Annotated in this window: 21 protein-coding genes; 4 read left to right on the top strand and 17 right to left on the bottom strand. The window is 72.8% G+C overall.

Annotation, left to right across the window (positions count from 1 at the left end; genetic code table 11):
- Position 1 precedes the first annotated feature (1 nt).
- Positions 2–2,260, bottom strand: a complete 2,259-nt coding sequence (locus ACQEVM_RS09695; RefSeq protein ID WP_433076935.1) for a bifunctional salicylyl-CoA 5-hydroxylase/oxidoreductase — start codon at positions 2,258–2,260, stop codon at positions 2–4.
- Between the two features lie 4 nt (positions 2,261–2,264).
- Positions 2,265–3,092: an enoyl-CoA hydratase family protein gene (locus tag ACQEVM_RS09690; RefSeq protein ID WP_433076933.1), complete on the bottom strand. Its 828-nt coding sequence runs from the start codon at positions 3,090–3,092 to the stop codon at positions 2,265–2,267.
- Positions 3,093–3,290: 198 nt separating this feature from the next.
- On the opposite strand from ACQEVM_RS09690, the gene ACQEVM_RS09685 reads away from it, so the two are divergent.
- Positions 3,291–3,728: an ATP-binding protein gene (locus tag ACQEVM_RS09685; RefSeq protein WP_433076931.1), complete on the top strand. Its 438-nt coding sequence runs from the start codon at positions 3,291–3,293 to the stop codon at positions 3,726–3,728.
- Positions 3,729–3,818: 90 nt separating this feature from the next.
- Here the strand turns inward: ACQEVM_RS09685 and argF are convergent, their stop codons facing one another.
- From argF to ACQEVM_RS09660, 5 genes are all read right to left on the bottom strand, one after another.
- Entirely contained in the window at positions 3,819–4,841 is a 1,023-nt protein-coding gene (gene argF / locus ACQEVM_RS09680) for an ornithine carbamoyltransferase (RefSeq protein ID WP_433076928.1), read from the bottom strand.
- Positions 4,842–4,956: 115 nt separating this feature from the next.
- Entirely contained in the window at positions 4,957–6,183 is a 1,227-nt protein-coding gene (locus ACQEVM_RS09675; protein ID WP_433076925.1) for an arginine deiminase, read from the bottom strand.
- Positions 6,184–6,259: 76 nt separating this feature from the next.
- Positions 6,260–6,763, bottom strand: coding sequence for a hypothetical protein (locus ACQEVM_RS09670; protein ID WP_433076923.1), 504 nt, complete (start codon positions 6,761–6,763; stop codon positions 6,260–6,262).
- 166 nt (positions 6,764–6,929) lie between these two features.
- Positions 6,930–9,536 (bottom strand): polynucleotide kinase-phosphatase, encoded by a 2,607-nt coding sequence (locus tag ACQEVM_RS09665; RefSeq protein ID WP_433076921.1) that lies wholly within the window; start codon positions 9,534–9,536, stop codon positions 6,930–6,932.
- The gene (locus ACQEVM_RS09660; protein WP_433076918.1) at positions 9,533–11,071 is read right to left on the bottom strand and encodes a 3' terminal RNA ribose 2'-O-methyltransferase Hen1; all 1,539 of its coding nucleotides are present in this window, start codon (positions 11,069–11,071) and stop codon (positions 9,533–9,535) included. The genes ACQEVM_RS09665 and ACQEVM_RS09660 overlap by 4 nt, the downstream gene beginning before the upstream one ends.
- 173 nt (positions 11,072–11,244) lie before the next feature.
- On the opposite strand from ACQEVM_RS09660, the gene ACQEVM_RS09655 reads away from it, so the two are divergent.
- Positions 11,245–12,120 (top strand): excalibur calcium-binding domain-containing protein, encoded by an 876-nt coding sequence (locus ACQEVM_RS09655; RefSeq protein WP_433076915.1) that lies wholly within the window; start codon positions 11,245–11,247, stop codon positions 12,118–12,120.
- 36 nt (positions 12,121–12,156) lie between these two features.
- Here ACQEVM_RS09655 and mmuM read toward each other — a convergent pair whose 3' ends face one another.
- The 6 genes from mmuM to ACQEVM_RS09625 all read right to left on the bottom strand — a co-directional run bounded on the left by mmuM (position 12,157) and on the right by ACQEVM_RS09625 (position 16,956).
- Positions 12,157–13,065, bottom strand: a complete 909-nt coding sequence (mmuM, locus tag ACQEVM_RS09650; protein ID WP_433076913.1) for a homocysteine S-methyltransferase — start codon at positions 13,063–13,065, stop codon at positions 12,157–12,159.
- A gap of 14 nt (positions 13,066–13,079) precedes the next feature.
- Positions 13,080–14,003, bottom strand: a complete 924-nt coding sequence (locus ACQEVM_RS09645; protein WP_433076910.1) for an LLM class F420-dependent oxidoreductase — start codon at positions 14,001–14,003, stop codon at positions 13,080–13,082.
- A 264-nt stretch (positions 14,004–14,267) separates the two neighbouring features.
- On the bottom strand, positions 14,268–14,753 hold the full coding sequence (locus tag ACQEVM_RS09640; protein WP_351373845.1) for a DUF6099 family protein: 486 nt from the start codon (positions 14,751–14,753) through the stop codon (positions 14,268–14,270).
- Positions 14,754–14,875: 122 nt separating this feature from the next.
- Positions 14,876–15,247 carry a nucleotide pyrophosphohydrolase gene (locus tag ACQEVM_RS09635; protein ID WP_433076907.1) on the bottom strand — a complete coding sequence of 124 codons (372 nt, stop codon included), beginning with the start codon at positions 15,245–15,247 and terminating at the stop codon, positions 14,876–14,878.
- Positions 15,244–16,494 (bottom strand): AAA family ATPase, encoded by a 1,251-nt coding sequence (locus ACQEVM_RS09630; protein WP_433076905.1) that lies wholly within the window; start codon positions 16,492–16,494, stop codon positions 15,244–15,246. The genes ACQEVM_RS09635 and ACQEVM_RS09630 overlap by 4 nt, the downstream gene beginning before the upstream one ends.
- A gap of 66 nt (positions 16,495–16,560) precedes the next feature.
- Entirely contained in the window at positions 16,561–16,956 is a 396-nt protein-coding gene (locus tag ACQEVM_RS09625) for a cell division protein SepF (RefSeq protein ID WP_053684615.1), read from the bottom strand.
- A 226-nt stretch (positions 16,957–17,182) separates the two neighbouring features.
- Between ACQEVM_RS09625 and ACQEVM_RS09620 the strand changes: the two genes are divergently transcribed.
- Entirely contained in the window at positions 17,183–17,908 is a 726-nt protein-coding gene (locus tag ACQEVM_RS09620) for a DUF2470 domain-containing protein (RefSeq protein ID WP_433076902.1), read from the top strand.
- 101 nt (positions 17,909–18,009) lie between these two features.
- Complete coding sequence (locus ACQEVM_RS09615) at positions 18,010–18,927, top strand: NADP-dependent oxidoreductase (RefSeq protein ID WP_433076900.1); 918 nt, start codon at positions 18,010–18,012, stop codon at positions 18,925–18,927.
- Between the two features lie 48 nt (positions 18,928–18,975).
- On the opposite strand, the gene ACQEVM_RS09610 is transcribed toward ACQEVM_RS09615, so the two are convergent.
- The 4 genes from ACQEVM_RS09610 to ACQEVM_RS09595 all read right to left on the bottom strand — a co-directional run bounded on the left by ACQEVM_RS09610 (position 18,976) and on the right by ACQEVM_RS09595 (position 23,272).
- Positions 18,976–20,307, bottom strand: coding sequence for an LLM class flavin-dependent oxidoreductase (locus ACQEVM_RS09610; protein WP_433076898.1), 1,332 nt, complete (start codon positions 20,305–20,307; stop codon positions 18,976–18,978).
- 101 nt (positions 20,308–20,408) lie between these two features.
- Positions 20,409–21,395 carry an ABC transporter permease gene (locus ACQEVM_RS09605; protein WP_433076896.1) on the bottom strand — a complete coding sequence of 329 codons (987 nt, stop codon included), beginning with the start codon at positions 21,393–21,395 and terminating at the stop codon, positions 20,409–20,411.
- Entirely contained in the window at positions 21,392–22,231 is an 840-nt protein-coding gene (locus ACQEVM_RS09600; protein ID WP_433076893.1) for an ABC transporter ATP-binding protein, read from the bottom strand. The genes ACQEVM_RS09605 and ACQEVM_RS09600 overlap by 4 nt, the downstream gene beginning before the upstream one ends.
- Before the next feature lie 9 nt (positions 22,232–22,240).
- On the bottom strand, positions 22,241–23,272 hold the full coding sequence (locus tag ACQEVM_RS09595) for an ABC transporter substrate-binding protein (protein ID WP_433076891.1): 1,032 nt from the start codon (positions 23,270–23,272) through the stop codon (positions 22,241–22,243).
- Positions 23,273–23,278: the final 6 nt, after the last annotated feature.

Here is a 23,278-nt window from a genome sequence, read left to right as displayed (position 1 = left end):
GTCAGCCCCGGCCCGTCGGGGGTGTGCGGCTGCCGGCGCGGTAGGGGGCCGGCCAGGGGGCGGCCGGGCCCTGGTAGGCCTGGTCGGCGGCGGCGTGCAGGGTCCAGTGCGGGTCGTACAGGTGGGGGCGGCCGACCGCGCAGAGGTCGGCGCGGCCCGCGAGGAGCAGCGAGTTGACGTCGTCCCAGGAGGAGATCGCGCCGACGGCGATGACGGGGACGCCGAGGGCGTTGCGGATCCGGTCGGCGTAGGGGGTCTGGTAGGAGCGCCCGTACTCCGGGGCCTCGTCCGCCACGACCTGGCCGGTGGAGACGTCGATGGCGTCCGCGCCGCGGGCGACGAAGGCGGCGGCGATCCGTTCGGCGTCCTCCGGCGTGGTGCCTCCGGGCGCCCAGTCGGTGGCGGAGAGCCGGACCGTCATGGGGCGGTCGTCGGGCCAGACCGCGCGGACCGCGTCGAAGACCTCCAGCGGGAAGCGGAGCCGGTTCTCCAGCGGCCCGCCGTAGGCGTCGGTGCGGTGGTTGGTGAGCGGGGAGAGGAACCCGGAGAGCAGATAGCCGTGCGCGCAGTGCAATTCCAGCAGGTCGAAGCCGCAGTCGGCGGCCCGGACGGCGGCGGCGGCGAAGTCGGAGCGGATGGCCGGCAGGTCCGCGGCGTCCAGGGCGCGGGGTACCGCGGAGATCCCCGGCCGGTAGGGCAGGGCGGAGGCCGCGACCAGGGGCCAGTTGCCGTCGGGGAGGGGGTCGTCCATGCCCTCCCACATCAGGCGCGTCGATCCCTTGCGGCCGGAGTGGCCGAGTTGGACGCCGAGGGCGACGCCGGGCGCGGAGGTGTGGACGAAGTCCGTGATCCGCCGCCAGCCGGCCGCCTGTTCGGCGGTGTACAGGCCGGTGCAGCCGGGGGTGATGCGGCCCTCGGCGTTCACGCACACCATCTCGGTCATGACCAGCCCGGCGCCGCCGAGGGCGCGGGAGCCGAGGTGCACCAGGTGGAAGTCGCCGGGCACGCCGGTCCCGTCAGGCGCCGAGTACATGTCCATCGGCGAGACCACGACGCGGTTGCGCAGGGTGAGTCCGCGCAGGGTGAACGGGGTGAACATCGGTGGTGTGTGCGTGTCCGGGCAGCCGAAGTCCCGTTCCACGGCGCCGGTGAACCGCGCGTCGCGCAGCCGCAGGTTGTCGTGGGTCACCCGTCGGCTGCGGGTCAGCAGGTTGAAGGCGAACTGCCGGGCGGGCTGGTCGACGTACCCGGCGATCTCCTCGAACCACCGCATGCTGGCGGCCGCGGCCCGTTGGGTGCTGGCCACGGCGGGCCGCCGGGCCGCCTCGTACGCGGCCAGCGCGGCCGGTACGTCCGGTTCGGCCGCCACGGCCTCCGCGAGGGCCAGCGCGTCCTCGACCGCGAGTTTGGTGCCGGATCCGATGGAGAAGTGCGCGGTGTGCGCGGCGTCGCCGAGGAGGGCCACGTTGCCCTGCGACCAGCGCGCGTTGACGACGGTGTGGAAGCGGGTCCAGGTCGAGCGGTTCCCGCGCAGGGGTCGGCCTCGGAGCGCCTCGCTGAAGATCTTGGCGCAGCGGGCCGCCGACTCGTCCTCGTCGCAGAGGTCGAGGCCCGCCGCCCGCCACACCTCCTCGCGCATCTCGACGATCACGGTGGAGGCGTCGGCGGCGTAGGGGTAGGCGTGCAGTTGCATGACCCCGTGTTCGGTCTCCGCGATCTCGAACCGGAAGGACTCGAAGGCGAAGTCGGCGGCCAGCCAGACGTACCGGCAGCGGCCGGGCGTGACGCTCGGCCCGTAGTGGGCGGCGCCGTTCTCCCGGGTCGCGCTGTGCACCCCGTCGGCCGCGACCACCAGGTCGTGGGAGGCCGCGAGTTCCCGGGTGTCCGGCGCCTCGGCCCGGAAGCGGAGCCGGACCCCGAGCCCGGCGCAGCGCTCGTGCAGGATCTCCAGCAGCCGGCGCCGTCCGAGGGCGGCGAAGCCGTGGCCGCCGGAGGTCAGCAGGCGCCCGCGGTGGACGACGTCCACGTCGTCCCAACGGACGAACTCCGCACCGAGGGCGGCGTGGACGACCGCGTCGGCCCGCTCGATGCCGCCCAGGGTCTCGTCGGAGAGCACCACGCCGAAGCCGAAGGTGTCGTCCGGGGCGTTGCGCTCCCACAGCTCCACGGCGTGGCCCTGTCGGGCCAGCAGCGCCGCCGCGTACAGTCCGCCCGGCCCGCCGCCCACGACGGCGACCCGCAGGGTCTTCTCGACGGCCACGGGGCTACCTGCCCTTCCACTGCGGGGGGCGCTTGCCGGTGAAGGCGGCGTGGAACTCCGCGTAGTCGTCGCCGTGCATCAGAAGTGCCTGGGTGTTGGCGTCCAGCTCGACCGAGGCGGCCAGCGGCATGTCGAGTTCGGCGGTCAGCAGCGCCTTGGTCTGGGCATAGGCCAGGGCCGGGCCGGCGGCCAGGTGGGCGGCGAGTTCGGCGGCCCGGGTGTGGGCCTTGCCCTCCTTGGTCATCTCGCTGAGCAGGCCGATCCGCTCGGCCTCGGGGGCGCGTACGGGTTCTCCGAGCATGAGCAGCCGGGTGGCGTGGCCGAGGCCCACGACCCGGGGCAGCAGGTAGGCGGCGCCCATGTCGCCGCCGGAGAGGCCGACGCGGGTGAAGAGGAAGGCGAAGCGTGCGGTGGGGTCGGCGATGCGGAAGTCGGAGGCGAGTGCGAGGACGGCGCCGGCGCCGGCGGCCACGCCGTGGACGGCGGCGATCACCGGGAACGGGCACTCGCGCAGGGCCCGCACGACCTGGCCGGTCATCCGGTTGAAGTCGAGGAGCTGGGCGGTGTCCATGGCGAGGGTGGCGCCGATGATCTCGTCCACGTCTCCGCCGGAGCAGAAGCCGCGCCCCTCGCCGCCCAGCACGAGGGCGCGCACGGAGCGCTCACGGGACAGTTCGGCGAGCAGATCGCGCAGGTCGGCGTAGGCGCCGAAGGTGAGCGCGTTCAGCTTGTCCGGTCGGTCGAGGGTGACGGTGGCCACGCCGTCCTGCCGGGTCACCCGGAGGTGGCGCCACCGTTCGGTCGCTGGGGTGGAACCGAGGAAGGGGCTCACCCGACCGACGGTATCACCGCCTCGTGACTCCCGTCACAGAAACGCGACACCTCTCGGAGGGCGTGTCCACGCCCCGCGCCAGAGGTCCCCTCCACCGGCGGCACTGGTCCCCCACGTTTCGGACGGGGTGCCCTACGGGGCCACGTTTCGGGTTCGTATCGTTGAAACCGGGAGTTACCCGCCCCCGCCCGTCTCCCCATGGATAAGGACAGTCCCGCCTTGCCCGACCCATCCGCCTGGCGGATCGCCCTGCCGCACACGGCCGCCGCCGTACCCATCGCGCGCGCCCTGGTCCGTACCGCCCTGGCCGACGTCGAACCGTCCGCGGACAGCGACACCGCGGAACTGCTGACCGCCGAGCTGGTCGCCAACGCCGTCGAGCACACCGCGGGCCGGGCCCCGATCGAGCTGGTCGTGGAACTGCTGGCGAACGGCTGCCAGGTCGAGGTGCACGACGGCGACCCCCGGCCGCCCGGCGATCTCTCGACGCGCCGGGACGACGCGCACCCCGACCCCTGGCAGGAGCACGGCCGGGGCCTGCTGTTGATCCGCACGCTGAGTTCCGCCTGCGGCCACCGGCCCACCGGGCGAGGCAAGGCGGTGTGGTTCACGCTGCCCGCACGCCGGCACGCGTGACGGGGCGGCGCGACCACCCGGGAGGCACAGGACCGGCGCCGCGCGCCTCGGGCCCCGCGACCCGCGACCCGCGACCCGCGACCCGCATGACTATGCGGGGAGGTCCGCTCCGGGCTCGGCCAGCGTCGCGACCAGGACGGCCTTGATGGTGTGCAGGCGGTTCTCGGCCTCGTCGAAGACCAGCGAGTGCTCGGACTCGAACACCTCGTCCGTCACCTCCAGGGACTCCAGCCCGTGCCGCGCGTGGATCTCCCGCGCCACCGCCGTCCCGAGGTCGTGGAAGGCCGGCAGGCAGTGCAGGAACCGCACGTCCGGGTTCCCGGTGGCGCGGAGCACGTCCATCGTCACGGCGTAGGGGGACAGGGCCGCGATCCGCTCGTCCCAGACCTCCTTGGGTTCGCCCATGGACACCCAGATGTCGGTCACGACGAAGTCGGCCTGGGCCACGCCCTCGGCGATCTCCTCGGTGAGGGTGATCCGCGCACCGCTGCGCGCCGCGAGGTCGCGGGCCGCGGCCACCACCGACTCGGCGGGCCAGTAGGCGCGGGGCGCGACGATCCGCACGTCCATGCCCAGCAGCGCGCCGGTCACCAGGTAGGAGTTGCCCATGTTGAAGCGGGCGTCGCCGAGGTAGGCGAAGGTGATCCGCTCCAGCGGCTTGGCGCAGTGCTCGGTCATCGTGAGCACGTCGGCCAGCATCTGGGTGGGGTGCCAGTCGTCGGTGAGGCCGTTGAAGACGGGCACGCCGGAGTACGCGGCGAGTTCCTCGACGATCTCCTGGCTGTCGCCCCGGTACTCGATGCCGTCGAACATCCGGCCCAGCACCCGGGCGGTGTCCTTGACGGACTCCTTGTGCCCCATCTGGGATCCGGTGGGGTCCAGGTAGGTGGTGTGGGCGCCCTGGTCGGCGGCGGCGACCTCGAAGGCACAGCGGGTGCGGGTGGAGGTCTTCTCGAAGATCAGCGCGATGTTGCGCCCCTGGAGCAGGCGCTGCTCGGTCCCGGCCCGCTTGGCGGCCTTGAGGGCGGCGGCGAGCTCGATCAGGCCGCGGAACTCGGCGGCGGTGAAGTCGAGCTCCTTGAGGAAACTGCGGCCGGCGAGTTCGGGGGCCATGGGGACGCTCCAGGGTGACACTGACAGGGGATGCTGGAAGTCTATACGATACTCCGCATTGCTATACAGCCCACCCCGGGTCGGGCCGCCGCCCGTCGGCGTCCTCCGGTCGATGTCAGACCGGGTCCCGCTCCACCGGGCAGCTCATGCAGCGCGGGCCGCCCCGCCCCCGCCCGAGTTCGCTGCCCGGGATCTCGATCACCTCGATGCCCTCCCGGCGCAGATGGGTGTTGGTGGTGACGTTGCGCTCGTAGGCGATCACGACCCCCGGCTCCACCGCCAGCACGTTGCAGCCGTCGTCCCACTGCTCCCGCTCCGCCGAGTGCACGTCCTGGGTCGCGGTCAGCACCTTGATCGAGTCCAGTCCGAGCGCGGCCGCGATGGCCCGGTGCATGTGCTCCGGCGGGTGGTCGGTCACCTTGAGTTCGCTCGCCTCGGCTCCCGGCTCGATCGTGTACGAGCGCAGCATGCCCAGTCCCGCGTACTGAGTGAACGTATCTGCGGCCACCATCGTCATCACCGTGTCCAGGTGCATGAAGGCCCGCCGCTTGGGCATGTCCAGCGCCACGATGGTGGTCGCCGACCCGGCGGCGAACAGTCCGCGCGCCAGCATCTCCACGGCCTGCGGGGTGGTCCGCTCGCTCATCCCGATCAGCACGGCGCCGTTGCCGATGACCAGCACGTCCCCGCCCTCGATCGTCGACGGGTAGTCGGCCTGCCCCTGCGACCAATAGTGGAAGGCGCCGGAAGAGGTGAAGAGGGGGTGGTGCTTGTAGATCGCCTCGAAGTGGACGGTCTCGCGCTGCCGGGCCGGCCAGCGCATGGCGTTGATGGACACCCCGTCGTAGATCCAGGCGGAGGTGTCGCGGGTGAACAGGTGGTTGGGCAGCGGTCCCAGCAGGAAGTCGTCCAGTTCCATCGCGTGGAAGCGGACCGACACCGGCTCGGCGTGCGCGTCCAGGAACTCCCGCTTGGTCATCCCGCCGACCAACGCCTCCGCGAGCGCGTGCGCGGGCAGCCCGTCGAAGACCGACCGCAGATGGTCGGTGGCCAGCGGCCCGTACTCCTTCTCGTCGAAGACCCGGTCGAGGACGAGGTGTCTCGCCTCCGGGATGTCGAGCGCCTCCCGGAGCAGGTCGCCGAAGAGGTGCACCGCGACGCCCCGGTCGCGCAACACGTCCGCGAAGCCGTCGTGTTCCTGGCGGGCCCGCCGCACCCACAGGACGTCGTCGAAGAGCAGGGCGTCCTTGTTGCTTGGTGTGAGCCTCTTCAGCTCCAGGTCGGGCCGGTGGAGGATGACGCGGCGAAGCCGCCCGGTCTCGGAGTCGACATGGAATCCCATGCCGTACACATTCCCAGACCGGGCGGCTTTTTGACCTGGCGTCGGCTCAGCGGCCTCGGCGCAGGCCGAGAAGCCCTCAGCGCAGGCCGAGAAGCGCCGCCGGGGTACCGGTCAGCTCGGGGGCGGTCAGACCCAGCTTCGGGGTGGTGAGGCGCGGGATCCCGTAGTTGCTCCCGTCCGGCATGGCGAGCGGGGCGCCGATCACCGCGCCGGGGCTCTTGGCGAGCAGGGTGGTCGAGGGAGCCTCCACCGAACCCTCGCCGTCCGTCTCGGGGCTGCCCGCCAGGTTCGGCACCGGGGAGGTCACGAGGGTGTGACCGAGGTCGGTGCCGATCGGGACCACCGGGAGCAGTGGGGTCGGAAGCAGGTCTCCCGTGTGGTGGCGCGGGGCTTCGGGGGCGCCGACGACCGGCACCGGAACGCCGGTGGCCACACGCGGGGCGTCCACGCCCAGCGTGGTCTCGACGGCCTCGAGCGGGACGGCGACGGGTACCGCGTCGGCCAGGGCCGGGGTGGTCGCGCCGGCCGCCGCCATACAGGTCATGAGCGCCGCAATGCTTCCGCGCGCGGTCATCTTCATAGGTGAGGTTCCGTCCTTTCGGGTCGCGGACGTTCCGCTGCCCTGGATGAACGATCCCGCCGGTCGTTTTCTCGGAGTTCTCCGCGAAAGTTCCCCCATACGACCTAATTCCAGGCCGTACGGGGGCCCTTGCTTTACGCGCCGTGCGGCGGCCCGGGGCGCGGGGTCACAGCCGCGGGTCGACCGGCTCCGACTCCAGCGCGAGGACGGCGAACACCGCCTCGTGCACCCGCCACAGCGGCTCCCCGGCCGCCAGCCGGTCCAACGCCTCCAACCCCAGGGCGTACTCGCGCAGGGCGAGCGAACGCTTGTGCCCGAGGAACCGCCCGCGCAGCCGCTCCAGGTTGTCCGGCCGCGTGTACTCCGGGCCGTAGATGATCCGCAGGTACTCGCGCCCGCGCACCTTCACCCCCGGCTGGACCAGGCGCCCCTTGCCGTCCCTGGCGTACGCGACGAGCGGTTTCACGACCATCCCCTCGCCGCCGGCGGCGGTGAGGTCCAGCCACCAGTCGGTGCCCGCCCGCACGGAGGCCTCGTCGCCGGTGTCGACCACGATCCGGCCCGTGCGGCGCAACAGCCCGGTGCCGGCCGCCTCGTCGGCGGCGACGAGCCGGTCCAGGAGTGCCAGCTGCTCGTCGTGCGGCACGGCGGCCAGCGAGCGCCCGGCGACCGCCAGGACCTGGAACGGCGCGAACCGTACGCCGTCCAGCCCGTCGGTGCTCCAGCAGTAGCGCCGGTAGGCGTCGGTGAACAGGGCCGCGTCGCCCGCCCGTTCGCGCTGACGGACGGTCAACGCGGCGGTGTCCACGCCCCGGGCCCCGGCCGCCTCCAGGGCGGCGAGGGCGTCGGGGAACACGGCGCGGGAGGCGGCGCCCACGGCGGCGTACTGGTTGCGCAGCAGGCCGGTGGACTTCAGCGACCAGGGCAGCAGTTCCCCGTCGAGGAGCAGCCAGTCGGTGTCGAGTTCCTCCCACACCCCGGCGTCGGTGATCGCCCGGCGGATCCGGGTGAGCACCTCCTCGGTGACCTCGGGGTCGTGGAAGAAGGGGCGTCCGGTGCGGGTGTGGACGGAGCCCGTGGGGCCGTCCACACCGAACCGCTCGCGGGCTGCCTCGGCGTCCCGGCACACCAGGACGGTGGCGCGGGACCCCATGTGCTTCTCCTCGCACACCACCCGCTCGACACCGTCGCCGCGGTACTGCGCGAAGGCCTCGGCGGGGTGTTCCAGGTAGCCCTCCTGCCGCGAGGTGGCCGTGGGCGCCATCGTGGGCGGCAGGTACGGGAGCAGCCGCGGGTCCACCGCGAAGCGGCTCATGACCTCCAGGGCCGCCGCCGCGTTCTCCTCGCGGACGTTGACGTTGCCCAGGTGACGGGTCTCGACGATCCGGCGGCCGATGACGTCGTTCAGGTCGAGCGGGCGTCCGTCGTGTCCGCCCGGGGTCTCGGCGGCGAGCGGCCTGACCGGCTCGTACCAGACCTTCTCGGCCGGTACGTCGACGAGTTCGCGCTCGGGCCAGCGCAGGGCGGTCATCTTCCCGCCGAAGACGGCGCCGGTGTCGAGACAGATGGTGTTGTTGATCCAGGACGTGTTCGGGACCGGGGTGTGGCCGTAGACCACGACGGCCTTGCCCCGGTAGTCCTCCGCCCACGGGTAGCGCACGGGCAGGCCGAACTCGTCGGTCTCGCCGGTGGTCTCGCCGTACAGGGCGTGCGAACGGACCCGTCCGGAGGTGCGGCCGTGGTACTTCTCCGGCAGCCCGGCGTGGCAGACCACCAGCCTGCCGCCGTCGAGCACGTAGTGGCTGACGAGGCCGGCGATGAACGTGCGGACGTCCCGGACGAACTCCTCCGGCTCGCGGGCGAGCTGCTCGATGGTCTCGGCCAGGCCGTGGGTCCGCCGGACGTCGGATCCCTTGAGGTGACGGCCCAGCTTGTTCTCGTGGTTCCCCGGTACGCACAGGGCGTTGCCCGAGCCGACCATGCCCATGACGCGACGCAGGACTCCGGGACTGTCCGGGCCCCGGTCGACGAGGTCGCCGACGAAGACGGCGGTGCGGCCCTCGGGGTGGACGCCGTCCTCGTAGCCGAGTGTGGTGAGCAGGGTCTCCAGCTCGGACGCGCACCCGTGGACGTCGCCGATGATGTCGAAGGGGCCGGTGAGGTGGGTGAGGTCGTTGAAGCGCTTCTCCAACACCACCTCGGCCGTCTCCACCTCCTCGACGGTGCGCAGGACGTGGACCTTGCGGAACCCCTCGCGCTCCAGCCCGCGCAGCGAGCGGCGCAGTTCGCGCCGATGCCGCTGGATGACCTGGCGCGGCATCCCGGCCCGGTCGGGGCGGGTGGCGTTGCGTTCCGCGCAGACCTGCTCGGGCAGGTCGAGGACGATGGCGATGGGCAGCACGTCGTGCTCGCGGGCCAGCCTGACCAGCTGTCGGCGGGACTCCTGCTGCACGCTGGTCGCGTCGACGACGGTGAGGCGGCCCGCGGCGAGGCGCTTGCCGGCGATGTGGTGCAGGACGTCGAAGGCGTCCTTGCTCGCGCTCTGGTCGTTCTCGTCGTCGGCCACCAGGCCGCGGCAGAAGTCGGAGGAGATGATCTCGGTCGGCTTGAAGTGGCGGCGGGCGAAGGTGGACTTGCCCGATCCGGTGGCGCCGATGAGCACGACGAGGGACAGGTCGGTGACGGGGAGCACGCGCCCCCGGTCGGTGGTGTCGTGGTCCTCGGTGACGGTGGTGTCGTCTTCGCCGGCGGTGGTGCCGTTCTCGGTGGTCATGCTGCCTCGCCCTCCTTCGGGGTGTCGGTGCGAGTGTCGGTGCGGATGTGGGCGTGGGTGGTCCTGCCGGTGTCGGTCGCCTCGGCCGCGGCGCCGCCCTCGCGGGTGAAGACGGCCATCTGGGTCGGCGGCCCGACCTGCGGGTCCTCGTCCCCGACGGGCACGTGGGTGACGGAGTAGCCGTGCCGCCCGGCGACCCGGTCCGCCCAGGCGCGGAACTCCTCCCGGGTCCATTCGAAGCGGTGGTCTCCGTGCCGGACGTGCCCGGCGGGCAGGGACTCCCAGCGGACGTTGTACTCGACGTTCGGGGTGGTCACCAGGACCGTGCGCGGGCGGGCCGCGCCGAAGACGGTGTACTCCAGCGCGGGCAGCCGGGGCAGGTCCACGTGCTCGATGACCTCGCTGAGGACGGCCGCGTCATAGCCCGCCAGCCGCTTGTCGGTGTACGCCAGGGAGCCCTGGAGGAGGGTGAGCCGGGAACTCTGCCGCTCCCCCATCCGCTCCGGTCGCAGCCGCTTGACGGCGGTGCCGAGCGCCCGCATGGACACGTCCACGCCGACGACCTCCGTGAAGGACGCGTCCTTGAGCAGCGCCTGCAGCAACTGCCCCTGGCCGCAGCCCAGGTCGAGGACACGGGCCGCGCCGGCGGTGCGCAGGGCGCCGAGGATCGCCTCGCGGCGTCGAACCGCGAGCGGCACCGGACGCTCCTCGGTGTCCTTCGTCTCGTCCACGGCGTTGTCGATCTCCTCGACCTCGCTGCCGTCCACCTCGGCGAGACGGACCAGCTCCAGCCGTTCCAGGGCGTCCTGGGTGAGCCTCTTGTGGCGGGCGAGGTAGCGGGCGGTGATCAGCCCGTTCTCGGGGTGCCCCGCGAGCCAGCCGTCACCGGCGCGCAGCAGCTTGTCCACCTCGTCGGGCGCCACCCAGTAGTGCTTGGCGTCGTCGAGCACGGGCAGCAGGACGTACAGCTGGCGGAGCGCGTCGGCCAGGCGCAACTCGCCCTCCAGCACGAGGCGTACGTACCGGGATTCGCCCCACTCGGGGAACCGTTCGTCGAGGGGTACGCGCGTCACGCCGACGGACTCCCAGCCCAACGGGCCGAACAGCCGGCGCACCAGCTCCTCCCCGCCGCGGGCGGGCAGCGCCGGGATCTCGATCCGCAGCGGTCGGGTCTGTTCCGGCAGCTCCGGACGGGCGGGGCACTGCCCCTTGAGGGCGCTGCGGAAGACCCCGCTGAGCGCGACGGCCAGCAGCGAGGACGCCGCGTACGGACGGTCGTTGACGTACTGCGCGAGGGCCGCGTCCGGCGCTCCGCCCCGCCCCTTGCCCCGCCCGCGGCGCACGAGCGCGACCGGGTCCACCTCCAGCAGCAGCGCCGCGGTGCACTCCTCGTCCGACGCCACGGGGTAGAAGACGTGCGCGGTGCCGTGGGAGGTGGGGAACGCCTGCGCCTTCCCGGGATGCTTGTGGAGCAGAAAGCCCAGGTCGGTGGCAGGACGTGCGGCGGTACCGGTCGTGGAGATCGTCAGGAACATGCGCTCGAGTATGTGTGGATCGCGGCTTCCCGGACAACGGAATTCCGGTCGGGGGAGGCACCCCCGCCCCTGCTCGATCCGCCTTCCGTCCCATTCCCCGTACACCGGGCGGCACGTTTTGGCATTCTCGCTGCTCTGAACGCCTTTCGACCCTCGCGCATCCCGGGAGAACCATGTACCCGCCACCCCACGCCCACGCGCCCTTCCACCCCGTCAGACGGTGGTGGCAGCACCCCGCGCTGATCATCGGCGCCCTGGTCCTGCTGCCCCCGGCGGGCATCGTCCTCGCCTGGACGAGTCGTTGGAACCGGACTCAGAAGATCGTCGCCACCGTCCTGTCCGGTGTGTGGTTCCTGTTCGCGATGCTGTCGGACCCGCCGAAGGAGCCCGTGGACGACGCGAAGCCGAAGGCCGCCGCGGTCGCCACGACCTCCCCCGCCGCCACCCCCTCGGCGAGCCCGAGCCCCACGCCCACCCCGAGCGCGGAGCCCGTGATGCCGGCGGTCGTCGGCAAGCCGTTCGCCGCGGCGGAGAAGGCGGTCGAGGCCCTGATCAAGGGCGAGTTGACCGCGCGCAGCGCGTACGCGGACGTCCCCCTCCCCGCGGACCACACCACGTGGCTCGTCTGCTTCCAGGGCGTGGGCGCGGGCACGCGACTCGCCGCGGACACCGCCGGCACGGACGTCCACCTCGTCGCACCGGGCACCGCCTGTCCGGCGTCGGTCGGCGCCGTGCTCCACCCGAAGCCGGTGCCGAAGCCCAAGCCGACACCCACCGAGACCGACGACGACGCGAACGGCACGGGCTCCGGTTCCGCGTCGAGTTCGGGCTCCTCGACGACCGGAGGCGGCTCGTCCTCGACCGGTGGTGGCTCGTCGACCACGACCGGCGGCTCCTCGACCGATGGCGGCTCCTCGACCGGCGGCGCAGACGTCTCCTACCGGAACTGCGCTGCCGTGCGGGCCGCGGGCGCCGCCCCCATCCACCGGGGCGACCCCGGGTACGGCCGGCACCTCGACCGGGACGGCGACGGCATCGCCTGCGAATAGCCCTCCGGGCGGGGCGCCCTCCGCGCCCGTTGCGTCCTACCCCTCCCGCAGTCGCCCGGCCAGGGCCGCGATCCCGGCCGGGCCGATGCGGCAGCAGCCTCCGACGAGTCGGGCTCCGGCGGCCCGCCAGTCCTCCACGGGCCAGGGGGGCGGCGTGGCCGGGGCCTGCCAGGTGTCGGTGTCGGCCCGCCACACGGAGCCGTCGTTGGGGTAGGCCACGAGTGGTTTCCCGGTGGCCTCGGCCGCGACCCGCAGGGACGGCAGCACCTCCCGCGGGTCACAGCAGTTGACCCCGACCGCGATGATCCCGGGCACCCCGGCGGCCAGGGCGAAGGCCTCGGCGAGCGGCTGCCCGGCCCGGGTCCGGCCGTCGGCCGGCGTGTAGCTCAACCAGGCGCGGGCACCCGTCTCCGCCACGACCGTGAGCAGCGCCTCGGCCTCGACGGCGTCCGGGACGGTCTCCAGGGCCAGCACGTCCGGTCCGGCCGCCCACAGTGCCTCGATGCGGGGCCGGTGGAAGTCGACCAGCTCGCGGACCCCGAGGCCGTAGCGGCCCCGGTACTCGGAACCGTCCGCGAGCACCGCCCCGTACGGGCCGACGCTCGCGGCCACCCAGACGTCCCGCTCGGCGGCTTCGGCGGCAGCCGCGGCCAGCCGCACGCCGAGCCCCAGCAGGGCCGTGGTCCGGTCCCGCCCGTACCCCCGGGCGGCGAAGGCCTCGTACCCGACCTGGTAGCTCGCGGTGATCAGCACCTGGGCTCCGGCCCGCGCGTATGCCGTGTGGGCGGCCTCGATCAGGTCCGGCCGCTCGGCGAGCACCCGGCCCGTCCAGAGGCCGCCGGACAGGTCGCAGCCCTCGGCGGCGAGCTGGTTGCTCAGCCCGCCGTCCAGGAGCACGGTGGCGCCCGCCAGGGCTTCGGCGAGCGGCTCGCGGGCACGGGGCATCGGATCCGCCTCCCTCAGCCGAGCTGGGACAGTACCTGGGCGGAGATCAGCTCCAGGTGGTCCAGGTCGTCGAGGTCGAGCAGCTGGAGGTAGACCCGGGAGGCGCCGACGGCCCCGTAGGCGCCGATCTTCTCGACGACCTCGGCCGGTGAACCGGCCAGGCCGTTGGCCTTGAGCTCGTCCACCTCGCGGCCGATCGCCGCGGCCCGGCGGGCCACCTCGGCGTCGTCCCGGCCCACACAGACCACGAGCGCGTTGGAGTAGACGAGGTCGCCGGGCTTGCGGCCCGCCTGCTCGGCGGCGGCCCGGACCCGACCGAACTGCCGCTCGCTGTCGGCGATCGACGCGAACGGCATGTTGAACTCGTCCGCGTACCGGGCCGCGAGACGGGGCGTGCGCTTCGCTCCGTGACCGCCGATGAGGACGGGCACCTTGGCCTGGGCCGGCTTGGGCAGCGCCGGGGAGTTCTCCACCTGGTAGTGGGTGCCCCGGTGGTCGAAGGTGGCCCCGGGCGCGGTGGCCCACAGTCCGGTGACGATGGCCAGCTGCTCTTCCAACCGGGCCATCCGCTCCGCCGGGAAGGGAATCCCGTACGCCTTGTGCTCGTCCTCGAACCAGCCCGCGCCCAGGCCGAGTTCGACACGGCCGCCGGACATCTGGTCGACCTGGGCCACCTGGATGGCGAGGACACCGGGCAGCCGGAAGGTGCCGGCCGTCATCAAGGTGCCCAGCCGGATCCGCCTGGTCTCGCGGGCCAGGCCCGCGAGGGTGATCCAGGCGTCGGTGGGACCGGGCAGGCCGTCGGCCGACCCCATCCGCAGATAGTGGTCGGAGCGGAAGAACGCGTCGAAGCCGAGGTCCTCGGTGGCCTTGGCGACGGTCAGCAGGGTGTCGTAGCTCGCACCCTGCTGGGGCTCGGTGAAAATGCGGAGGTCCATGCTCCCATCCTGCCCCTCCAGCCCCGCCCGGGTGAATCTCCGTCAACCGGACGGTCCACCCGGACCCCGCCGGTGACCGGCCCGGACCGGGATCGACGCCCGGACGAAGCCGAACCGCCGACCCCGCGCGCCGGTCGACCCGCCCGGGAAGCCCCGCCCCCGGCAGGCCCGGCCCGGGCACCACACCGACATCCCGCCGACCCGCCGCCGGAACCCCGCCGCCGGAAAACCGTCGCCGTAACGCCGCCGCCGGAACCCCGCCGCTCAGGACACGCCCGAGGCGGAACCCCGTTCACGGACGGACATCTTGCGCAGTATCGCCCGCACCCGGTCGCTCGACTCGTCGGCGGCGTCGATGGACTCGATGCACTGCCAGTACAGACCCTCGTCGTCCGTTCCACAGGCCACCCCGACCAGTGCTATGCCGACCTCGCCGAGCAGCGCCTGGAGCCCCAGCAGCGCCTGTCGGACATCCGCCACCCCGGCCAGTTGCGCCGCTCTCGGCGGCAGCTCGGGCGTGCTGCCCTCGCCCCGCAGTGCCGCGCGGTCGAGCACTCCGCAGCCTCTGCCACCCGCTTCTCCCAGTCCCCGTGCCTCCGCTCTCAGCTCCGGCGGCCCGGTGACCGCCAGCCAGCTCCCTATCCCCTGCGCGAGCGCCTGGGCCTGCCAGGCCTCGCCCACGATGTCCCACGCAGCCCCACTCTGTGCCAGCGCGTGCCGGCCGGCCGCGATGAGCCGTACCGCATCCATATGCCGTCCCCCGTCCGCACGACATCCCACCGTTCTCCACTACCCAGAGTGAAGGCAACGAGCCAGTAAAGCCAGGGGTATTCGGAAATCTATGGACACAAACATGGTTGTGGACGACGCCATCACTCCGAAGAGTGACGATTCCGGCTCGAACCGCCCGGCGTCGGGAAGCGGAGCTCGTTCCTCTCGATCTTCGCCGCGAGCGCGTCCAGCACATCCACCCCGAGGACCTCACAGAATTGCAGCAGATACGCGAGCACGTCGGCCACCTCGTCGGCCACACGGTGCGCGCTTTCCGGCTTCTCCATGACCCTCGCCGACTGCTCGGGCGTCAACCACTGGAAGATCTCGACCAGTTCGGACGCCTCCACGCTGAGGGCCACGGCCAGGTTCTTGGGCGTGTGGTAGGGGGCCCAGTCGCGGGCCGCCGCGAACTCGGCGAGCCTTCGCTGGAGCAGGTACAGGCGCTCTTCCCGGGGTTGCGTGTCACTCATGGGACCAGGTCTACCACCGAGACGCCGGGGAGTCCGCGCGCGGTTCCCGCGCACCCCTCCCCCACGGAGGCCACCAGCCTGACCTGCCCGCGCGCACAGCAGAGCTGGGCCAGCCGCAGCAGTTCGGCTCCCTGCCGCCGGTCCATCCCGCGGTCGAGGTCGTCGGCGAGCACGGTCAGGGCCTGCCGCGCGGACAGCAGTTCGGCGGCCGGGTCCATGGCCAGCACCCCGGGTCCGGTCAGCAGGACGAGCGCCAGGGCGAGGAAGCGCAGTTCGCCCGAGCCGAGGCGGTCGAGGCCGGTTCCGGGCCTGCCGGGTCCCCGGTCCAGCAGCGCGGCGACGGAGCCGTCCGACAGGTCCCGTACGGTCAGCCCGGCCACCGGCCCGGCGCAGCCGGTGCGCGCCGCCGCGGTCAGGAGGGCGTGGCGGGTGCCGCATTCGTGACGGGTGCGGCGCAGGACGTCGGCCAGGTTCGCGCAGTCGCCGGCGAGCCGCCCGGCGCCGGGCGGGACGGCGGCCCGCATCCGCTCCGGGCGCGGGTCGCAGGGGAACACCGAGCGCAGCGCGACCACCACCTGCTCGGCGGCGGCCAGGACGCGCCGCTGTCCGGCGGTGGCCCCGGCGACGCGCAGCGGCAGCAGGGCGGTTCCCAGGCGGTCGTCCGGCAGCGGGGCGCGGGTCACGCCGACGGAGCCGCCGGTCAGCCAACTCGCCTGCACGGAGCGCCGGCCGGGGTCGCGCAGGGCCGTGCCGAGCAGGACCTGCCCGTCCTGCGCGAGCCGTTCGCCGACGACGCGCAGCGTGGGTTCGGCCTGGACGGCGAGGTCGAGCCGGACCGGTCCGGCGGGTCCGTCGACGGTGCAGCCGATCCGGAATCCGCGCCGGCGCTGGGCGTCGGGCACGGCCCGTTCGGGGACCCGGGCCGAGGGGTCGGGGAACACGGACTCCAGGGTCGCCCCGGAGGCGAGGTCGGCCAGCGCCTCGTAGGCGCTCAGGGCCTGGGACTTGCCGCTGCCGCTGGGTCCGGCGAACAGGGTGACGGGGCCGAGCGGGAAGACGGCCGAGCGGTGCGGGCCGAAGGCGGAGAGCCTCAACTCGGTGATGGCGGGCCGCTGGTGCGCGACGGGCCGCGCGGGGGCGGGATCCCCGGGGACGTCCCGGACGAGGGCTTCGGCGACGAGTGTTTCGGTGGCTGAGGTGTCGACGGCGGGGGCTTCGGCCAACCCTGTGCCCGCAGTGGCTTCCATGGGCCGGACGGTACGGCCGCCGGTGACCCCTCGGCCCCGGCGAACCGTTCCGTCGCGCGGACCTTCCTACGATCGGGGTACGGCCGCCGCGGCGATGCCCTCGACCTCGGTGCCGACCGGCGCGAGCAGGAAGACGTTCCGGTCGACCCGGTGCATCCCGCTGCCCAGCCCGAAGACGACGCCGCTGCTGAAGTCCAGGATCCGCTTGGCCACCTCGGTGTCCGCGCCCGTGAGGTCCAGCAGCACCGGGATCTGGGCGATCAGATACTCGGCCACCTCCCGCGCGTCGGCGAAGATCTGGACCCGGATCACGACGAAGCGCCGCTGTTCCGCCGCCGACGCCCCGGGGGCCGTGGGGATCGTGCGGTGGTCCACCCGGGAGGGCCACTCGTTGCGACTGCGCAGGGGGACCACCTGCGCGAGTCCCTCCCACTGTTCGTCCGTGACGTCGTACCTGCTCACCGGGCCGCCTCGGCCGTGCGCTTCATGTGCATCGGGCCATCCTCTCGTGTTTCACCCGTTCAGCCCAACACCGACACGGCGGGTGTCGGGGCGGGCCGCCGCGGGACCCGAATCTTCACCCGAACAAATCGCCGAGCCTTCGGGTCGACCCGGGCGTGGGGTACTGCCCGGGAGACGGATGGGTTAGGTTAGGCATACCTAACCTTCGGACGATGGAGAGATCCGCATGCGCATGTCCGGTGCCCCTGCCACGCCCGCCGCCGCGCCCACCGACGCCGAGCGGGTCCGGTCCATCCTGGCCGCCGCCCACTCCATGACCGTGGTCACGGACGGACTGCGCAGCGAGGTCCACCAGATGGAGGGCGAAGACCTGCTCGGTCGGCTGCACCTGCACCCGGCCGCCCCCGCCGCCGGCCAAGGGGTCACCGCCCCCGCCGAGGACCGGCCGGTCATCCGGCTGGAGTTCACCGACATCGCCCCGACCCCGGTACGGGACCGGGTGCGCGCCCGGGTCACCGTCATCGGCCACCTGCTCACCCCGTACACCGAGAACAGCGCCGAGAGCACCTGCGTGGAGTACGGCCAGGCCATCCTGGAGACGGCCGAGGGGACCTCGCACATCGGGCTGGAGGAACTGGACCAGGCCTGGCCCGACCCGCTCGCCCCGTACGAGGCCGGGATGCTCACGCACCTGCTCGACGACCACCCCGAACTGGTCACCCTGCTGCTGCGACTGGTCCGCCCGGCGCCCGCGGCCGCCGTGGTGCGCGCCCTGCCGCTGGCCCTGGACCGGTACGGCATCACCCTGCGGCTGGAGGAGGCGAACGGCCACCGTGACGCGCGGCTGCCCTTCCCCTCCCCCCTGGACGACGTCGAACAGTCGGGGGCGCAGATCCAGGCACTGCTCAGCGCGGCCCGGCGGCGCTCGCACCGCAACACCCTGCCCGCCTGAGCCCGCGCCCTACCCGAACTCCCTTGAGGAGCAGACGAGTTCCGACGGACGTCCGGGCCGTGCGGGAATAGGGAGCCACGGGACCCGGGTTGGCGATGATCATGAAAGCCATCACTTACAGCGCGTACGGACCCGCCGAGAACCTCGAACTCACCGACGTGGCGGAGCCGAGGGTCGGACCGGGCGAGGTCCTCGTCCGGGTCAAGGCCGCCGGGGTCAACCCGGTGGACTGGAAGCTCGCCCTCGGATACCTCGACCCCGTCCTGGAGGTCCGCCACCCCGTCATACCCGGCTGGGACGTCGCGGGGGTCGTCGAGGCGGTCGGCCCCGACACCTTCGACCACGCCGTCGGTGACGAGGTGTACGGCTACGTCCGCAAGGAATGGGTACAGCTCGGCACGTACGCGGAGTTCGTCTCCGCGCCCGTGCGCACCCTCGCCCGCAAGCCCCGCTCGCTGAGCTTCGAGCAGGCCGCCGGCCTCCCGCTGGCCGGCCTCAGCGCCTACCAGTCGCTCCTGCGCGTGGGGGCCGGGGCGGGCGAGACCGTCGTCATCCACTCCGCGGCGGGTGGCACCGGTTCGCTGGGCGTGCAGATCGCGGTCGCGCTGGGCCTGCGCGTCATCGGCACGGCCGGCACGCACAACCACGACTACCTGCGCGGGCTCGGGGCCGAGCCGGTGTTGTACGGGGAGGGGTTGGCGGAGCGGATCCGCGCGCTGGCGCCCGACGGTGTCGACGCGGGCCTCGACTTCCACGGCGACGGGGTGGAACTCCTCCAGTCGCTGGTCAAGCAGCGTGACCGGGTGTCCTCCCTGGCCGATCAGGAGGCCGCCGCCAAGGGCGCGCACCAGCCGTGGGTGCGGCCCGACACCGCCGACCTGACCTTCCTGGCCGAGCTGGCCGACGCCGGGCGGCTGACGGTCGAGGTGGCGCACGCGCTGCCGCTGGCCGAGGCCGCCCGGGCGTGGGAGCTGAGCGCCTCCGGCAGGACCCGGGGCAAGATCGTCCTGACCGTCTGACGGCGCACGGGCGCGCCGCCCGGCGTCGGACCCGGGCGGCGCCCCCGCTCAGGCCGTCGGCGCGAGGTGACGGTTGGCCGGGCGGGCGAGGCCGTAGTTCTCGCGCAGGGTGGTGCCGGTGTACTCCGTACGGAAGAGACCGCGCTTCTGGAGGATCGGCACGACGTGGTCGACGAACGCGGTCAGGCCCGTCGGAAGGGCCGGCGCCATGATGTTGAAGCCGTCCGCCGCGCCCTGGGTGAACCACTCCTGGAGCTGGTCGGCGATCTGCTCGGGCGTGCCGGCGTAGACCCGGTGGCCGCGTCCCGCGCCGAGCCGGGCGATCAACTGGCGCAGGGTCAGCCCGTCCCGCCGGGCCAGTTCGGCGACGAGCGTGAACCGGCTCTTGTTGCCGTTGATGTCCCGCTCCTCGGGCAGCTCGGGCAGCGGGCCGTCGAGGGGGTGGTCGGAGAGGTCGACGCCGAGCATCCCGGAGAGCTGGGCGAGCCCGTACTCGGGGACCTGGAGGTCGGTGAGCTGCTGCTCCAGCGCCTTGGCCTCGGCCTCGGTGGAGCCGATGACGGGGGCGATGCCGGGCAGGACGAGCAGGTCGCTCTCGGCGCGGCCGTACCGGGCCAGCCGGGACTTGAGGTCCTTGTAGAAGGTCTGGCCGTCGGCGAGGGTCTGCTGCGCGGTGAAGACCGCCTCGGCGTACCGGGCGGCGAACTCCTTGCCGTCCTCGGAGGATCCCGCCTGCACGAGGAGCGGGTGTCCCTGGGGTGAGCGGGGCACGTTGAGCGGTCCGGCGACACCGAAGTACTCGCCCCGGTGGGCGGCCGGGTGCAGCTTGTCGGTGTCCGCGTAGACGCCCCGCTCCTTGTCGAGGACGATCGCGTCGTCCTCCCAGCTGTCCCAGAGCTTGCCGGCGACGTCCAGGAACTCGCGGGCCCGCTCGTAGCGCAGGTGGTGGGCCAGGTGCTCGTCCTGGTTGAAGTTGCGGGCCTCGTCGACGGTGCCGGAGGTGACGATGTTCCAGCCGGCGCGACCGTTGCTGATGTGGTCGAGCGACGCGAACTTGCGGGCCGTGTGGAACGGCTCGTTGAAGGTCGTGGAGACGGTCGCGATGAGTCCGATGTGCTCGGTGACGGCGGCGATGGCCGAGAGCAGGGTCAGCGGCTCGAACCCGCCGAGGGCGTTGTGGCGGGCCTTGCCCCACAGGGCCAGGCCGTCGGCGAAGAAGATCGAGTCGAGCCGTCCGCGTTCGGCGGTGCGCGCCAGCTCCTGGAAGTAGCGCAGGTCGGTGACCCGTTCGGGGCTGCTGTCCGGGTGTCGCCAGGCGGCGTCGTGGTGACCGGCGTTCATGAGGAAGGCGTTGAGATGGAGGGTGCGGGGAGCGGTCATGTCGGTTCCTCGGGTCGGGTCGGCGCGCACGGGGCACCGCCGGGGGGGTGTGCGGGCGGCGCGGGGCGGCGGCCCCGGGCCGCCCCGCGGGGGCACCGGTGTCAGGCGGGTACGCGCCAGAGACTCAGGCGGCGTTCGATCGCGACGAGGAGCTGGTTGAACGTCAGCCCGATCGCGGAGATGGTGACGATGCCCGCGTACATCTGCGGGATCGCGAAGTTGAACTGCGAGGCGTTGATCAGATAGCCCAGTCCCGCCTTGGCGCCGATCATCTCCGCCGCGACGAGCACGAGGATCGACACCGCTCCGGCCAGCCGGATCCCGGTGAAGATCGCCGGCACCGACGACGGCAGGATCACCTTCTGGAAGAGCCTCGGCGTGGACAGGTCCATCGACCGGGCCAGCTTCACCAGGGTCGGATCGGCGTTGCCGACCGCGCTGATCGTGTTGAGCAGGATCGGCCAGACGCACGCGTAGACCACGATGGACACCTTCGAGGTCTCCCCGATGCCCAGCAGCAGCACGAACACCGGCAGCAGCGCCAGCGCCGCCGTGTTGCGGAAGACCTCCAGCAGCGGCCCGAGCAGCGCCGCGACGGGCCGGTACCAGCCGATGAGCAGGCCGAGCGGTACCGCGATCACGACCGCGATGCCGAAGCCGCCGAAGGAGCGGACCAGGCTGGCCCCGGTGTGTTCGGCGAGCTGCCCGTCCTCCAGCAGCTCCCACCAGGCCGTGGCGACCTCGCTGACCGGCGGCAGGAACGTGGCGTCGACCAGGCCGAGCCGGGGCGCCGTCTCCCACAGGGCGAGCAGGGCGAGGATGGCGGCCGAGCGCAGTACGGCGGCGCTCAGCCGGCGCCCGACGGCGGCGAGCAGGCCGCGCCCCGGGCTCCGTACGGGGGCCTTCGACGCGACCGGCTCCGTACGGGCGGCGGCCGTGCCCGCGGGGGCCGGTGTCCCGGCGGGCGCCGCCGGCTGCGCGGGTGCCCCGCCGCTCCTCTGTCCCGGGGGCCGGGCCGGGCCCTCGGTCTCCGGCGGGGTTGCCAGGCCGGTCGGGGCGGCGGCGGTGATGTCGGTTCCGGTGCTCATACGGCGACCTCCTCCTTCTCCAGTTGCCGAGCGCGGGCCACCTCGTCGTGGAGCAGGGTCCAGATCTCGTGGCGATGACGGGCGAACTCCGTGCTGGAGCGCAGGTCCTCGCCCGTGGCCCCGGTGGCACGGTCGCCGAGGTCGACCCGGACGACCTCCTTGACGCGGCCGGGGCGCGAGGTGATGACGGCGACCTTCTGCCCCAGGTACACGGCCTCTTCGATGCCGTGGGTGATGAACACGATCGTCTTGCCGGTCCGCTGCCAGATGCGCCGCAGTTCGTCCTGGAGGGATTCGCGGGTCTGCGCGTCCAGGGCCGCGAACGGCTCGTCCATCAACAGCACGTCGGGGTCGTAGGCGAGCGAGCGGGCGATGGCCACCCGCTGGCGCATGCCCCCGGACAGTTCGTGGGGGTGGCGGTCCTCGAAGCCGGTGAGTCCGACGAGGTCCAGGAACTCCCGTGCCCTCTCGGTCCGTTGCCGGCGCGTTGCCCCGGTCGCCTCCAGGCCGAACTCGATGTTTCCCAGTGCGGTGCGCCAGGGCAGCAGCGCGTACTGCTGGAAGACGATGCCCCGGTCGAGCCCGGGCCCGGTGACGGGTTCGCCGTCGAGCAGGATCCGGCCGGAGGTGGGGCGGGTCAGGCCGCCGAGGAGGTCGAGCAGGGTGGACTTGCCGCAACCGCTGGGACCGACGACGACCACGAACTCCCCCGCCTCGATCTCCAGGTCGATGCCGTCGAGGGCGGTGAACTCCTGCCTGTTACTCCTGTTTCTCCTGTTCTTCCTGTCCTTCGTCGGGAAGGTCTTCGTCACGGAGTCGAACACGATCTTCGCCATGGCAGTCGGTCAGCCCTTCCCGTTGCCGTTGAACTCGTTGGTGTAGAGGTCGGCGGCCTTGAGCCGGCCCTTCTTGACCTCGCCGCGCTCACCCAGCCAGTCGATCCAGAGCTGGAATTCCTTGTCGGCGATCCGGCCGCCCGGTTCGGCGACCCCGTACGAGCGCCAGTAGCGCAGCGTCGAGGTGTCCTCGTTGCGTCCGCGCTTCTTCACGATGTCGGTCAGCCGGGCGATGACCTGCTCGCGCGGGGTGGTGCGCGACCAGTCGATGGCCTTGCCGACGCCGGTGGTGAACGTCCTGACGGTATCGGGGTTCTCCTTGATGAAGCGTCGGGTCATCACGTAACTGCCGGCGCTGAACGCCCCCAACAGCTCGAAGTCCTTGAACAGCGGGCGTATCCCGCCCGCCGCGAGCGCCTTGTCGCGGAGCACCCCGCTGAGGACGCCGACCTCGATCTGCTTCTGGCGCAGGGCCTGTTCGGTGTTGACGGGCGGGACGACGAGGGACTCGACCTTGCCGGCGTCGGCCTTGGAGAGGCCGTTGCGCTCCAGGTAGATGTCGAGCAGGGCCTGCGCGTGGGCGCCCAGGGTGTTCATGCCGACCTTCTTGCCGATCAGGTCGCGGGCGGACCGGATCGGGCTGTCCTCCAGGACGTAGTAGCCGAGGTAGGTGTTCTCGTCGGAGCCGTAGTAGGAGATGACGGCCTGGATCTGCGCCTTGCTCGCCGCGAGTTTGACGATCGCGCCGTTGAAGGCGCCGCCGAAGTGGGTCTGGCCGGTGGCCGCGGACTGGATGTCCTGGGGGCCGCTGATGGTGTTGCCGACCCAGTCCAGGGTGAGGTTCCCGAGGTAGCCGAGGTCGGCGGCCAGCTCGGGGAGCGTGACCGCGCCCACCGAGCCCTGGTACTTGAGGGACGTGACCTGCTTGCCGGAGCCGCCGGTGGCGGTGGCCGTGCCGCAGCTCACCGCGGCCGCCGAGATGCCGAGCAGGGCGAGGAACTGGCGTCGGGAGGTGGGGGACGGGGCGAAGGCTGCGGGCATGACGGG

The sequence above is a fragment of the Streptomyces sp. CA-243310 genome (assembly GCF_050936775.1).
Classification (GTDB): Bacteria; Actinomycetota; Actinomycetes; order Streptomycetales; family Streptomycetaceae; genus Streptomyces.
This window is presented reverse-complemented; position numbering and strand designations above follow the sequence as displayed.